This is a genomic window from Oxalobacteraceae bacterium OTU3CAMAD1 (assembly GCA_024123915.1).
Taxonomy (GTDB): domain Bacteria; phylum Pseudomonadota; class Gammaproteobacteria; order Burkholderiales; family Burkholderiaceae_D; genus Rugamonas.
Window position 1 is genome coordinate 2,942,775 of record CP099650.1, and the last position, 13,056, is coordinate 2,955,830.

Below are 13,056 nucleotides of genomic sequence, written 5' to 3' on the forward strand. Positions count from 1 at the left end.
GTGTCAGAATTCATCGGGGGCCAGGTCGGCGTCCCCGATCAGCTTGCGCTCGACGTCGGTTTGCAGCACGGTTTGCCAGACTGCGTCGGCCGCGTTCTCGCTCAGCGAACGGATGGCGGCGCGGGCCGGTGGCAGGCGGGTTTGAAACACGCGCCGTTGCGCGAAGCCGATCCACACTTCGCTGCCCAGGCGCGCCGATGGGCGTTCGTTGATCGACAGCGAGTAGTGCTCGCTGCCTTCCTTGTCGCGCCAGGCGGCCAGAAAATACTGCGAGAAATCATTGCCGGCGATGGTAATGGTTTGCACGGTCACGACGCCCGCCGCCGGCTCGGACTCGGGATCGGCGGCCGTGGCGGCTGCGCTCCAAACGCCGCCCAACCCTAACAAGGTCGCGGCGATGACGATGTGACCAGTTGACATGTGAGCTCGCTGAGATTGGGGGGGCGGAAGGTGTGAAGTTCAGTATAGGAGCCGAGTTCCCTCGCAAATTTGACGACGATCATGCGGGCTCGTCGAGCGTCAAGAAGGCGGCTGCAATTTGTAGGGCGGAAATTACTTGATTTGCGCACAGCCTCGCAGGTTTGAACAGACTGGTTTCGAGGGCGAAACTTATGCATACTGGCCACTCAACAGGAGGTGCAGAATGAATAAATGGCTGATGCTGGGTATTGCTATCGTCGCGGAAACTATCGCGACATCGGCGCTGAAATCGAGCGAGGGGTTTTCAAAACTGGTGCCGTCGGCGATCGTGCTGGTCGGCTATGGCGTGGCGTTTTATTTCCTGTCGTTGACTTTGCGCTCGATACCGGTGGGCATTGCGTATGCCGTGTGGTCGGGTGTGGGGATCGTGCTGATCACGGCGGTCGGCTGGGCGTTCTTCGGACAGAAGATGGACGCGCCGGCATTGATCGGCATGGCGCTGATCATCGCCGGCGTGGTGATCATGAACGTATTCTCGAGCGCGGGCGCGCACTAAGCCGCGACCCGGGGCGTATAAATTCACGCGGAGACGGTATGTATTTTCGAACGCCGGCGCGCACTAAGTCGCGACCCGGAGCGTGTAAATTCGCGAGGAAACACGTAGGGCGGATTAGCGAAGCGTAATCGGCCATGCAGGCGTCGCCAACGGCTCAAAGATGGCCGATTACGGCGTTCCGCCTAATCCGCCCTACGTGTCTCCGTTGATCAGTTAATTGCCCGGTACGATGCCCGTCGTGGCGAACCGCTCCCGGTACAGCTTGGGCGTGATGCCGAGCTTTTTCTGGAACACGCGCCGCATGTGCGCTTCGTCGCTGAAGCTGGCGCGCGCGGCCACCGTTTTTATCGGCAGCGCCAGATCCGCCAGCAGCTGCGTGGCGCGCTCGAAACGGCACGCCTCGATGAACGCTTGCGTGCTCAACCCCACCTCTTGCTGGAACACGCGCGTGAAGTGCCGCTCGCTCATCATCGCCCGCTGCGCCAGCTGCGCGACCGACAACCGCTCATGTAAATTGTCCAATATCCAGTTCTGAATATCGCGGATGTTGGGCTTGGCCGTGCGCTCGCTCAGCAAATGCGCGCTGAACTGCGACTGCCCACCCGGCCGCTTCAGATACACCACCATTTCGGTCGCCACCTCCAGCGCCAGGTCGCGGCCGAAATCCTCTTCCACCAACGCCAGCGCCAGATCGATGCCCGCAGTCACGCCCGCCGATGTCCACAGATTGTCCGAGCGAATGAAAATCGCGTCCGCTTCCACCGAGATCGACGGAAAGTCGGCCTGCAGCCGGTCGGCGACGCTCCAGTGCGTGGTGGCGCGTTTGCCGTCCAGCACGCCGGCCGCCGCGAGGAAAAACGCGCCCGAACACAAGGCCGCGAGCCGCTTGAGGCGCGGCGCCGAGGCCGCCACCCACTCGACGATGTCAGGCCCGGCGGCAAGTGCGGCCTGGATGTGGCGTGCGCCGACGACGATGGCGTCGTCCGGCAGGGCCAACGGGCTCAGCGCCTTGGTGGCGTCGAGCGACATCAGGGTATCCGAGCGCACCGGGCCGATCGCGGTCGAGGCGATGCGCACGTCGTAGCCGGGCGCGCGGCCACGGCGTTGCAGGTGGAGGTTGGCGTACTCGAAAACGGACATCGGTCCGATCGCTTCCATCGCCTTGAAACCGGCATAGACGACGATATCAACTGTCCTCGCGACCGTACTGGCTGCCGTCGCTGGCTTGGCGTTCATGTGTTTGTGGTCACTGTTGGTCCTTAAAATCCGGTCATTATGGCACCATTTCCGGCCATTCTCGTCCGTGCGGGGGCGCTTGGCCCGGTGCGGGCGGCACAATGGCGGGCTCCAATATCGTCTTATCACGGGAACTGACCATGAAAACCAAAGCTGCCATCGCGTGGCGCGCCGGCGCGCCGCTGACCATCGAAGAAGTCGACCTGCAAGGCCCCAAGGCCGGCGAGGTGCTGATCGAGCTGAAGGCCACCGGCATTTGCCACACCGATTACTACACGCTGTCCGGCGCCGATCCGGAAGGCATCTTCCCCGCCATTCTCGGCCACGAGGGCGCCGGCATCGTCGTCGATGTCGGCCCCGGCGTCAAGACCCTGAAAAAAGACGATCACGTGATTCCGCTGTACACGCCGGAATGCCGCGAGTGCAAGTTCTGCCTGTCGCGCAAAACCAATCTGTGCCAGGCGATCCGCTCGACCCAGGGCCGTGGCCTGATGCCGGACGCCACCAGCCGCTTCTCGCTGGACGGCAAGCCGCTGTTCCATTACATGGGCACTTCCACTTTCTCCAACTACATCGTGGTGCCGGAAATCGCGCTGGCCAAGATCCGCGAAGACGCGCCGTTCGACAAGGTGTGCTACATCGGTTGCGGCGTGACCACCGGGGTCGGCGCCGTGCTGTTCTCGGCCAAGGTGGAGGCGGGCGCCAACGTCGTCGTGTTCGGCCTGGGCGGCATCGGCCTGAACGTGATCCAGGCGGCGCGCATGGTCGGCGCCGACAAGATTATCGGCGTCGATATCAACCCGGCGCGCCAGGAGATCGCGCGCAAGTTCGGCATGACGCATTTCATTAATCCGAACGAGGTCGAGAACGTCGTCGACAGCATTGTGCAGCTCACCGACGGTGGCGCCGACTACAGCTTCGAGTGCGTCGGCAACACCACGCTGATGCGCCAGGCGCTCGAGTGCACGCACAAGGGCTGGGGCAAGTCCTTCATCATCGGCGTGGCGGCGGCGGGGCAGGAGATTTCGACCCGGCCGTTCCAGCTGGTCACGGGACGCGAGTGGCGCGGCTCGGCCTTCGGCGGCGCGCGCGGCCGCACCGACGTGCCGAAGATCGTCGATTGGTATATGGAGGGCAAGCTCAATATCGACGACCTGATCACCCACCGGCTGCCGCTGGAGCGCATCAACGAAGGTTTCGATTTGATGAAAAGCGGGGAGTCGATTCGCTCGGTGGTGCTGTATTAATTAGTATGACAGCGGCCTGCGCCGCAGCGTAGAATTGGCATCTTTTGCTCAGTACAAGGATGTCATCGTGATGCGTTTCGCGTGCAAGACCGTGTTGGCGATATTCCTGCTGGCGGCCGCCTATTTGGGGCTGGTCGCCGTCTGGGCGTCGACATCCTTCAACGCCGTCATGCAGGCGGTGCCCGCGCCGCCGATGATGCCGCTTTCCGCGCGCCAGACCGCCATCCTGTTGCGGGTCGAGGACCCCACTTTCTTCAAACATTCCGGCGTGAGCCTGGCCGAGGGGCAGGGCGTGGCCACGATCTCGTCGGCGGTCGCGCGCGACCTCTATTTGTCCGACCGGCATTTGTCCGGCGTCTCCGGCGTGTTGCAGCGCTTTTACAGCCGCGTTTTCGATTGCTGCAAGAAGTTCGACCTGGGCCGCGACGTCATGGCGTTTGTGTTGAACGCGAAGCTGCCCAAGCGTAACCAGTTGGCCCTGTATGTGGCCGACGTTTACATGGGCAGCCAGGACGGCAAGCAGGTCATCGGGTTGTCGATGGCATCGTCAACCTACCTTGGCAAGCCGCTCGATGAGGTGAGCGAGCCGGAATTCATCGGTCTGGTGGCGATGATCAAGGCGCCGAACCAATACCATCCGATGTTGCATCCAGAGCAGCATGCCGCCCGCGCAATGCGGATTCAAACGTTGCTCGATGGAAAGTGCAAGCCGGACGGCTGGTTCGATACCGTTTATGACGCCTGCCAGCAATAGTTAATGTAAGATCGATCTAAAGATTCTATTCGGACAGTATTGATTTTCGCGCAAATGTCGCCACATACTTGGGGATGAAATTTAAAGGCCGTTCCGCGACATCCCGTCGCCGGACGAGTGTTGATAATTTGAAACTTTAAATGGGAGACCAGTATGGCGATCAGTTTGCAAAAAGGCGGTAACGTCAACCTCAGCAAGGAAGCACCCGGCCTGACCAAGGTCGTTATCGGCCTGGGCTGGGACCCACGCTCCACCGACGGCGCGGCGTTCGACCTGGACGGCAGCGCCTTCATGCTCAAGGCCGACGGTAAAGTGCGCGGCGATAGCGACTTCATCTTCTACAATAACCTCAAATCGACCGACGGCTCGCTGGTCCACAATGGCGACAACACCACCGGCCAGGGCGACGGCGACGACGAGACCCTGACCGTCGACCTGTCCGCCGTGCCGGCCGATATCGACCGCCTGTCCTTCTGCGTGACCATTCACGAAGCCGAACAGCGCAAGCAAAACTTCGGTATGGTGGGCAAGGCCTTCATCCGCTGCCTGAACGCCAACGGCAACGCCGAACTGGCCCGTTACGACCTGTCGGAAGATAGCTCTGTGGAAACGGCAATGATTTTCGGCGAGCTGTATCGCGCCGGCGCGGAGTGGAAATTCAAGGCGGTCGGCCAAGGATTCAAAGGCGGCCTCGGCCCGCTGGCGCGCTCGTTCGGCGTCAACGCTTAACACCTAGCAACTAGTATTCAACGGCGCCCGTCGCGCGCCGCACGTGCAAACCGGGAGGCGCTGGCCTCCCGGTTTGCACGTGCGCGCAAGGTCTACGCGCATGCGCGCCGCACACACGCTGTTTTTCACCATCGTTACATCATTGTTTTACATGAGGATTGCATGAGCATTTATCTGAGCACGGGACCGCACACCTTTTTGTCCGGGGCGTTCCTGTGAGCGCGCCGGAACGGGTTTGCCGCGTCTGGTATAACAGCGCCTTCTCGTCCATCGCGAACGTGCTCACGCTCATCCGCGAGGCCGACCACGCCGGTCGGTTCCATACCATTTACACGCACCCGCACGCCCATACCCCGGCGGCCGGCGCCGCGCACGAGTTCCACCTCGAGCCCAAAGGCCTGACGGCGGCCGAGTATGTCGACTGGTGCCTGGAATTCTGCCGCGAGCACAAGGTGGACGTGTTCGCGCCGGCCAAGCACGCGTCCGCGCTGAGCGCGGCGCGCGGGCGCTTCCTCGAGCATGGCATCCGCGTGCTCAGCGCGGCCGCCTCCGACAAGCTCGACATCATCGACGACAAGGCCGCCTTCTACGCCGGCGTGGATCTGCCGCTGGCGCCGCCGCCGGAATTCCGCATCTTCAAGGACATCGCCCAGTTCGAGGCCGCCCACGCGGAGCTGCGTCCGCTGCACAAGGAGCTGTGCGTCAAGCCGGCGCGTTCGGTCTACGGCCTCGGCTTCAGCGTGCTGGACGAGGAGCGCAGCAGCGCCGCGCTGCTGCTGGCCGGAACCAGCTACCGCATCGGCCTGGGCGACCTGCGCCGTGGCTTGGCCGAGCTGGAAACCTTCCGCACCATGCTGCTGATGGAATACCTCGACGGCTACGAATACAGCGTCGATTGCGTCGGCGCCAACGGCCATCTGGTCAGCGCGGTGGCGCGCAAGAAGCTGCCGCAGCCCGGCTACGGCCAGGTGATCGAGGTGCGCGCCGACATCGTCGAATCGTGCGCCAAACTGGCGGCCGATTTCGGCCTGAGCGGCATGTTCAATGTGCAGTTCCGCGAAGGCCAGGGCAGCTTGCGCCTGCTGGAGATCAACGCCCGCGCCTCGGGCGGCATCGGCATGGCTTGCCTGGCCGGGCCGAACCTGCCTTACCTGGCGTTGATCAGCTTTGTTGACGGCCATACAGGGTTCACGCCCGAGCAACTGGCGGTGCGCGACGGCATGCGCGTAGGCGAGCTGGGCACGGCGGTGGCATTGCCATGAACGGGCCTTCGCCATTCCTGGGCAGCGTCGAGGTGGAACTGCCGACCGGGACGCTGGAGCTGCGCGTCACCGGCAGCGAGTTTCCGCCCGACAGCCTGCTGGGCTTTGCCGCGCGCGACAACGCCAAGCGCGGCTTCCTGTTCCTGAGCAAGGTGCTGGGCAAGCACTGGCCGGTCACGCCGCAGCGCATGGCCGAGATCCACGAGAGCCTGGCGGCCGGCGTGCCGGAGCTGCCGGGACCGGTGGTATTCATCTCGATGGCGGAAACCGGCATCGGCCTGGGGCAGGGCATGTTCGAGGCGTGGCAACGCGCGCATCCGGACCAGCCGGCGCTGTTTATGCACACCACCCGCTACCGGGTCGGCAATGAACCGCTGATCGAATTCGAGGAGGCGCACAGCCACGCGCCGCGCCAGTTCCTGCACTGGCCGGCCGATCCGGCGCAGCGCGAGTTGTTCGCAGGCATGCGCTCGCTGGTGCTGGTCGACGACGAAGCCAGCACCGGTAACACCTTCGTCAACCTGCTGAATGCTTGCCGCCAGGTGCAACCGGACATTGGCCACTTGCATCTCGCTGTGATCACCAACTTCATGGGCGAGCAGGGCGTCGAAGCCTTGGCGCAACGCTGCGCCTTGCCGATGACCCTGGGCGCTTGCATGCATGGCAGCTACCGCTTCACGGCAGGTACGATGGAATCGGGCGCGGCGCCGGCGCAGCGTTTCGACGCCCATGCCGAGCGTGGCGCCAGCGACCAGTTCGGCCGTCGCGGCCGCACCACGGCGTTGCGCCTGCCGCAGGCGGTGGTGTCCGGCCTGGCCGCCGACATCGGCGCCGGCCACAAAGTGCTGGTGCTGGGCACGGGCGAGTTCATGCACGCCGCCTATGCGCTGGGCGCCGGATTGGTGCGCGACGGCGTCGAGGTGCTGGTGCAGTCGACCACGCGCTCGCCGATCCGCCGCTGGGGCGCGGTGGCGCACACCTTGGCATTCGCCGACAACTATGGCGAAGGCATCCCCAATTTTTTGTACAACGTCGCCCCCGGTCAGTACGACCATGTTTTTATTTGCCACGAGACGCCGCCCAACGCCGCGTTGTTCGAGCTGGCCGCGCTGCTCAAGGCGCGGCTGTTCCATTTTAAGAGTGAGGCCCTGATTGAAGAAATTCCTGTTTGCTGACCTGGACGACACACTGTTCCAATCGCTGGAAAAGTGTTCCGGCCGCGACGACCTCGAACCGGCCGCCGTGCTCAAGGACGGGGTCGCCTGTTCGTTCACCACGGCCGGCCAGCGCGCGATGTTCGAGTTCATGAATGACGGCATGACCATCATTCCCGCGACCGCGCGCAACCAGGATGCCTACAGCCGCGTCAAGATCGACTTCACCAGCTACGCCGTGATCAACTACGGCGGCGTGGTGCTGCTGCCCGACGGCAGCGCCGACCGTTCGTGGCTGGAACGCATGCGCCCGGCGATGCTGGCCGCGCAGGACGGCCTGGCCGAACTGGGCCGCCTGATCGACGCCTACGTCGAAGCCGCCGGCCAGAGCAGCCGCACCCGCATCGTCGAGGATTACTCGATTCCGTTCTATCTGCTGATCAAGGATGCCGACAAGATCGCCGCCCGCCTCGAGCCGATCGAGCGCGAGGTGGTGATTCCGTGGCTCGAGGCGCGCGGCCATGACTATTTCCTCCACCGCAACGCCAACAACCTGGCCATCCTGCCCAACGCGCTGAACAAGTCGCACGCGGTCGCCTACGTCACCGAGCTGCTGCGCGCCGAGCATGGCGCTATCCTGACCTTCGGCATCGGCGACAGCCGTTCGGACGCGCGCTTCATGGCCGCGTGCGACTACGCCATCGTGCCGCGCGGCACGCAACTGGCAGGGGTCGCCCTGGAGCCGCTATGAATTTCAGCGGCAGCTACCACGGCGACGACGTGCGCTTCCTGCTCAAGCCGCTGGCGCTGGCCTCGTTCGTCGACGTGCCCGACAAGGAACGCCTGATCCAGTCGGGACAGCGCCATTACAGCGAAATGCTGTCGCGCGAGTCGCTGCCGTCGCCGCGCTACCTGGACGTTTTCGGCCAGGCCTGCACGGCCAACCTGGAGCGCATGGCGCGCGACTGCGTGACCCTGGCCGGCCTGATCGCGCGCCGCCGCGCCGGACCGGTGACCCTGGTCTCGCTGGCGCGCGCCGGCACGCCGGTCGGCGTGGTGCTCAAGCGCCTGCTGGGCGGCGTGTTCGGCCGCGAGGTCGCGCATTATTCGCTGTCGATCATCCGCGACCGCGGCATCGACCAGGTCGCGCTGGAGTACATCCTGGCGCAGGGCCACGCGCCCGAATCGATCGTCTTCATCGACGGCTGGACCGGCAAGGGCGTCATCGCCGGCGAGCTGCACGCCAGCATGGCGGTGTTCAACGCCCGCCACCGCTGCGCCATCGACAGCGGTCTCTATGTGCTGTCGGACCTGGCGGGCGTGGCCGCCCGCGCCGCCGGCCATGACGACTACCTGATCCCGTCGAGCATCTTGAACGCCACCGTGTCCGGCCTGGTCAGCCGTTCGATCCTGAACGACGAGATCGGCCCGCAAGATTTCCACGGTTGCGTGTACTACGCCGAGTTCGAGCCGCAGGACCAGTCGCGCGTGTTCGCCGACCGCCTGGTCGAACTGGCGCAACAGTGGGCCGAAGGTCCGGCCGCCATCGACGCGGTCATCGGCCCGGCAAGCGAGCCGGCCAGCGCGACGACCGCGCCGAATGTGGCCGACCTTGAGGCCGCCACGGAGGCCGCCCGCGCGACGGCGGCGCAAGTGTCGCGCGACTACATGGAGACGGCCATGCGCGTGCACGCCATCGCCGATCGCAACTTGATCAAACCCGGTCTGGGCGAGGCGACGCGGGTGCTGCTGCGGCGCTCGCCGGACAGACTGATCGTGCGCGACGCGGCCAGCGCCGACGTCGCCCATTTGCTGGTGCTGGCACGCGAAAAAGACGTGCCCGTGCAACTCGATCCGGAGCTGCCTTACCAGGCCGTTTCCATCATCAGGAGTATCGCCGATGGTTAAGACACTAGGGGCTTCGCTGTACGTGCCGGCGACCCACAAATATCTGATGGACGTCGCCAGCGGCACGCGCCTGGGCAATGTGCGTTCGCTGATCATGTGCACCGAGGACGCGGTCGCCGACCGTGAGCTCAGCTACGCGTTGTTCAACCTGTCGCTGGTGCTGGCCAACATGCCGGTGGCGAGCCAGGCCGAGCGCTTCGTGCGCGTGCGCAACCTCGACGTGATGACGCGCGTGCTGGCCATGCCCGGCGCCGACAAGCTGACCGGCTTCGTCATCCCCAAGGCCACCCAGTACAACCTGCCGATGTACCTCAACCTGGTGCGCGACACGGCCCACATGCTGATGCCGACGCTGGAGACGGCCGAGGTGTTTTACGACGCCGAGATGCACGCGCTGCGTCATCTGATCAGCTCGCCGGGCATCCGCGAGCGGGTGGTGGCGCTGCGCATCGGCGGCAACGACCTGCTGGCGCTGCTGGGCTTGCGCCGGCCGCGCAACATGACGATCTACCGCACGCCGCTGGGCCCGGTGATCGGGCGCCTGGTGACAACGTTCCGGCCGCACGGCTTCGCGCTGACGGCGCCGGTGTTCGAACATCTGGACCTGCCGCAGCTGCTGGACGAGGAGGTCAACGAGGACCTGGCGCACGGCATGGTGGGCAAGACGGCGATCCATCCGAGCCAGATCGATCCTATTGAGAGCCATTACCGCGTTTCCGCCAGCGACCTGGAGGAGGCCTCGGCCATCCTGCGACCGGACAGCCCGGCGGTGTTCGCGATGAACCAGTCGATGTGCGAGGTGGCGACCCATCGGGCCTGGGCCGAGAGCACGCTTGAGCGCTCGCGCCTGTTCGGGTCCCATCCGGGACAGGGGCAGGAGTCGATGCAGTCCGCAACTTCGCCGGTGCTAACGAGTCAAACTATTCTGAGGTGATCGAAATGAAACAATTCTCGCGTGGACAAAAGAGCAAACTCGACGACCTGGGCTGCGGCCAGTCGTTCAACGTCGATGTGGAACTGAAGATAGGCGGCACCAGCGCCGACGTCTCGTGCTTCGGCCTCGATGCTTCGGAGCGGCTGTCGGACGACCGCTACATGGTGTTTTACAACCAGCTGGCCAGTCCCGGCGACGCCGTCAAGCTGAGCATTTCGGGCGACCGCTCCAGCTTTGCCGTCAACCTGGCGGCGCTGCCGGAGTCGATCTCCAAGCTGGTGTTCACGGCCGCCATCGACAGCGGCGCCATGCGCTCGCTGAGCCAGGGCAGCGTAACGGTCGGCGGCGTGGCGCAGTTCCCGCTGGCCGGCGCCGACTTCCAGGATGAGAAGGCGGTGATTCTGGCCGAGATCTATCGCAAGGACGGGCTGTGGCGTTTCGGCGCCGTGGGGCAGGGCTTCAATGGCGGGCTGTCGGCGTTGCTGACGCATTTCGGCGGCAGCGAGAGCGCGTCGTCTTCCGCTGCGGCGCCTTCAGCCGCGCCCGTTCCGGCTCCAGCACCGGCGCCTGCGCCGCAGGCCAAGGTGTCGCTGTCGAAGATCACGCTGGAAAAGCGTGGCGACAAGATCTCGCTGGAGAAATCGGCGTCGCGCGGTTTCGGCCGTATCCACGTCAATCTGAACTGGGCGCGCTCGGGCGCCGTCGCGCCGGTGGAAAAGGGCGGCTTCCTGTCCAAGCTGACGGGCGGAATGCGCTCGTCCAAGGGGCTGGATCTGGATCTGGCCTGCATGTTCGAGCTGAACGACGGTTCCAAGGGCGTGGTGCAGGCACTGGGCAACAGCTTCGGCAGCTTCGACGGCAAGCCATACATCCAGTTGGCCGCCGACGACCGTACCGGCGCCAATGTGGATGGCGAGAATCTGACGATCAACGGCCAGCGTTTCGACGAGATCAAGCGTGCGCTGATTTTTGCGTTCATCTACGAGGGCGCGCCGAACTGGGCGGCGACCGATGGCGTGGTGACGATCAATGTGCCGGACCAGCCGCCGATCGAGGTGCGTCTGGACCAGGGCGCCAGCCAGCGCATGTGCGCGATCGCGATGATCGAGAATATCGGCGGCAAGCTGCAGGTGACCAAGCTGGTCGATTACATCATGCCGGAGGGCGGCAAGAGCATGCACGAGGTGATGGATCGCAAGTACAACTTCGGCATGAAGTGGGTGGCGGGTAGCAAAGGCTGATAGCCTGGAGGGTGCTCCGATCTGAATCACGTAGGGCGGATTAGGCGGAACGCCGTAATCGGCCATGCATGCGTCAACGCGACGCATGCATGGCCGATTACGCTACGCTAATCCGCCCTACGTGTTTTAGATTTTTTCGGGGTATCAGGTCATCTCGGGGTATCAGGTCATTTCGGGGTATCAGGTCATTTCAGGTTGTTCAGGTCATCTCCAGCGCTCGGGTTATTTCTGGTTCGCGAGGTCCACGGTGCGGTAGCTGACCCGCTCGGTGCCCTCGCCGGTGGTGATGAACTCCACCGGCCCGGCGCCGGCCAGCGACATCCGGTACAGCCAGCCCGTATGGGGCGGAATCAGCAGCAGCACGTGCCGCACCACATACCCCGCATATCCGCTCGGCCCCTTTACCACAATAATCCGCGCGCTGGGCTTGGCCGACGACGGCTCCGGCCCCGTGCGCAGATCCATCAGCCGCACCGCCTGTCCGCGCCATTCGATGTTGGCCGACAACCTCTCCAATCCATCCATATGCTCGGCCCGCAAGGGCAGGATCTCTTCCATCGCATCAATCGACGCCGCCAACGCCTGATCGGTCTGAAACACGATATACGCGCTGGTGTTGGCGCGCTGCGCCTCCCGCTTGTCCTGGGCCGGCGCGGCGGTCTTGCTGATGCTGGCCTCCGGCGTCCTGGCGAACAGCAGCGCCGTGTCGATGACGCGGATCTCGCCGGTCCCCTCCTCGAAGATGGTGACGGCAATGCCGCCGTCCGACACGTCCGCGCCGACGATCGCCAACGGCCGCAACTCGATCGCCTCGCGCACCAGCAAGCCGAGCGTCAGCCCGTCGCGCTGCACGATGGCGAGCAGGCGGGCTTGCCCTACCTCCGGCTGGCCGAGCAGGGCGCTCACGTTGATCACCGGAATGGTGCGATCGCGCCATTTGCAATACCGGTTGCTGCCTGCCGTGCCGATGGCGAGTAGTTCGGGTAGCGGTATGACCTCGGCCAGCTCGGCCGCCGGCAGCGCCACCCGCACGTCCCCCACCGCCAGCAGCGCGCTCAGCACTTTCTCGTCTTCCGGCTGCGCATATTGGGTCGATGGAGCCGCTTCAGCGTCGCCGTCCCCGTCGGACGCATGCCAGGCCGACGCCAGCGCGATCAACCTGCCGACATCGAGGATGCTGAACACCAATCCCATGTCCGCCGATTTGACGACCGTATGGAACACTTCCTCGCTGTCGTCGTCATGGTGGACCTGCGACAAGCTCTGCGGTTCGACATCGGTCAAGCCACGGATGCTGTCGACCTTGAGGCCGATGGTGCGCCGGCCGTCGCTGAGCATCATTACGCGCTCGGCGATCTCCACGTCCGCCGGCGGCGCGCCCAGCTCCACCCAGCGCGCCAAGTCGACGACCGGCACCAGCCTCCCGACGTGCTCGGCAACGCCGCACAGCGCGCCCTGGCGGCGCGGCAGCGCGGTGAGCGCGCCCTTGGCGGGGATGGCCTGCAGCACCGCGTCGATGGCCACGCCGATGTTGATCGCGCCGACCGCGGCTACCGCCAGCCTGACCGCGCCAGCAGCCGACGCCGACGCCGTCGCCAATTCTTTAGCCGCCATG

At 64.7% G+C, this 13,056-nt stretch carries 13 protein-coding genes; 10 read left to right on the forward strand and 3 right to left on the reverse strand.

Annotated elements, in window-relative coordinates; genetic code table 11:
* Positions 1–3: 3 nt before the first annotated feature.
* A complete protein-coding gene (locus NHH88_12730; GenBank protein ID USX16588.1) occupies positions 4–420 on the reverse strand; it encodes a curli production assembly/transport protein CsgE in 417 nt (138 codons plus the stop codon).
* A gap of 223 nt (positions 421–643) precedes the next feature.
* On the opposite strand from NHH88_12730, the gene NHH88_12735 reads away from it, so the two are divergent.
* Positions 644–976: an SMR family transporter gene (locus NHH88_12735; protein USX16589.1), complete on the forward strand. Its 333-nt coding sequence runs from the start codon at positions 644–646 to the stop codon at positions 974–976.
* Between the two features lie 213 nt (positions 977–1,189).
* Here the strand turns inward: NHH88_12735 and NHH88_12740 are convergent, their stop codons facing one another.
* Complete coding sequence (locus tag NHH88_12740; GenBank protein USX16590.1) at positions 1,190–2,212, reverse strand: DJ-1/PfpI family protein; 1,023 nt, start codon at positions 2,210–2,212, stop codon at positions 1,190–1,192.
* A gap of 140 nt (positions 2,213–2,352) precedes the next feature.
* Between NHH88_12740 and NHH88_12745 the strand changes: the two genes are divergently transcribed.
* From NHH88_12745 to NHH88_12785, 9 genes are all read left to right on the forward strand, one after another.
* A complete protein-coding gene (locus NHH88_12745) occupies positions 2,353–3,459 on the forward strand; it encodes an S-(hydroxymethyl)glutathione dehydrogenase/class III alcohol dehydrogenase (GenBank protein USX16591.1) in 1,107 nt (368 codons plus the stop codon).
* A gap of 70 nt (positions 3,460–3,529) precedes the next feature.
* Positions 3,530–4,213 carry a transglycosylase domain-containing protein gene (locus tag NHH88_12750; GenBank protein ID USX17332.1) on the forward strand — a complete coding sequence of 228 codons (684 nt, stop codon included), beginning with the start codon at positions 3,530–3,532 and terminating at the stop codon, positions 4,211–4,213.
* Positions 4,214–4,366: 153 nt separating this feature from the next.
* Entirely contained in the window at positions 4,367–4,942 is a 576-nt protein-coding gene (locus NHH88_12755; GenBank protein ID USX16592.1) for a TerD family protein, read from the forward strand.
* A 215-nt stretch (positions 4,943–5,157) separates the two neighbouring features.
* Complete coding sequence (locus NHH88_12760; GenBank protein ID USX16593.1) at positions 5,158–6,204, forward strand: ATP-grasp domain-containing protein; 1,047 nt, start codon at positions 5,158–5,160, stop codon at positions 6,202–6,204.
* On the forward strand, positions 6,201–7,379 hold the full coding sequence (locus NHH88_12765) for a phosphoribosyltransferase family protein (protein ID USX16594.1): 1,179 nt from the start codon (positions 6,201–6,203) through the stop codon (positions 7,377–7,379). The genes NHH88_12760 and NHH88_12765 overlap by 4 nt, the downstream gene beginning before the upstream one ends.
* On the forward strand, positions 7,357–8,109 hold the full coding sequence (locus tag NHH88_12770) for a hypothetical protein (GenBank protein ID USX16595.1): 753 nt from the start codon (positions 7,357–7,359) through the stop codon (positions 8,107–8,109). The genes NHH88_12765 and NHH88_12770 overlap by 23 nt, the downstream gene beginning before the upstream one ends.
* Entirely contained in the window at positions 8,106–9,266 is a 1,161-nt protein-coding gene (locus NHH88_12775; GenBank protein USX16596.1) for a cysteine protease StiP family protein, read from the forward strand. Before NHH88_12770 ends, NHH88_12775 begins: the two co-directional genes overlap by 4 nt.
* Complete coding sequence (locus NHH88_12780) at positions 9,259–10,200, forward strand: HpcH/HpaI aldolase/citrate lyase family protein (protein ID USX16597.1); 942 nt, start codon at positions 9,259–9,261, stop codon at positions 10,198–10,200. The genes NHH88_12775 and NHH88_12780 overlap by 8 nt, the downstream gene beginning before the upstream one ends.
* A 5-nt stretch (positions 10,201–10,205) precedes the next feature.
* Positions 10,206–11,441 carry a TerD domain-containing protein gene (locus NHH88_12785; GenBank protein ID USX16598.1) on the forward strand — a complete coding sequence of 412 codons (1,236 nt, stop codon included), beginning with the start codon at positions 10,206–10,208 and terminating at the stop codon, positions 11,439–11,441.
* A gap of 222 nt (positions 11,442–11,663) precedes the next feature.
* Here the strand turns inward: NHH88_12785 and NHH88_12790 are convergent, their stop codons facing one another.
* On the reverse strand, positions 11,664–13,055 hold the full coding sequence (locus NHH88_12790) for a chemotaxis protein CheW (protein ID USX16599.1): 1,392 nt from the start codon (positions 13,053–13,055) through the stop codon (positions 11,664–11,666).
* Position 13,056 lies beyond the last annotated feature (1 nt).

What these genes read in the sequence shown, in the direction of transcription:
- NHH88_12755 (USX16592.1), top strand. Translation starts at nt 4,367, where the DNA reads ATGGCGATCAGTTTGCAAAAAGGCGGTAACGTCAACCTCAGCAAGGAA.
- NHH88_12730 (USX16588.1), bottom strand. Translation starts at nt 420, where the DNA reads ATGTCAACTGGTCACATCGTCATCGCCGCGACCTTGTTAGGGTTGGGC.
- NHH88_12780 (USX16597.1), top strand. Translation starts at nt 9,259, where the DNA reads ATGGTTAAGACACTAGGGGCTTCGCTGTACGTGCCGGCGACCCACAAA.
- NHH88_12775 (USX16596.1), top strand. Translation starts at nt 8,106, where the DNA reads ATGAATTTCAGCGGCAGCTACCACGGCGACGACGTGCGCTTCCTGCTC.
- NHH88_12740 (USX16590.1), bottom strand. Translation starts at nt 2,212, where the DNA reads ATGAACGCCAAGCCAGCGACGGCAGCCAGTACGGTCGCGAGGACAGTT.
- NHH88_12790 (USX16599.1), bottom strand. Translation starts at nt 13,055, where the DNA reads ATGGCGGCTAAAGAATTGGCGACGGCGTCGGCGTCGGCTGCTGGCGCG.
- NHH88_12750 (USX17332.1), top strand. Translation starts at nt 3,530, where the DNA reads ATGCGTTTCGCGTGCAAGACCGTGTTGGCGATATTCCTGCTGGCGGCC.
- NHH88_12785 (USX16598.1), top strand. Translation starts at nt 10,206, where the DNA reads ATGAAACAATTCTCGCGTGGACAAAAGAGCAAACTCGACGACCTGGGC.
- NHH88_12735 (USX16589.1), top strand. Translation starts at nt 644, where the DNA reads ATGAATAAATGGCTGATGCTGGGTATTGCTATCGTCGCGGAAACTATC.
- NHH88_12765 (USX16594.1), top strand. Translation starts at nt 6,201, where the DNA reads ATGAACGGGCCTTCGCCATTCCTGGGCAGCGTCGAGGTGGAACTGCCG.
- NHH88_12745 (USX16591.1), top strand. Translation starts at nt 2,353, where the DNA reads ATGAAAACCAAAGCTGCCATCGCGTGGCGCGCCGGCGCGCCGCTGACC.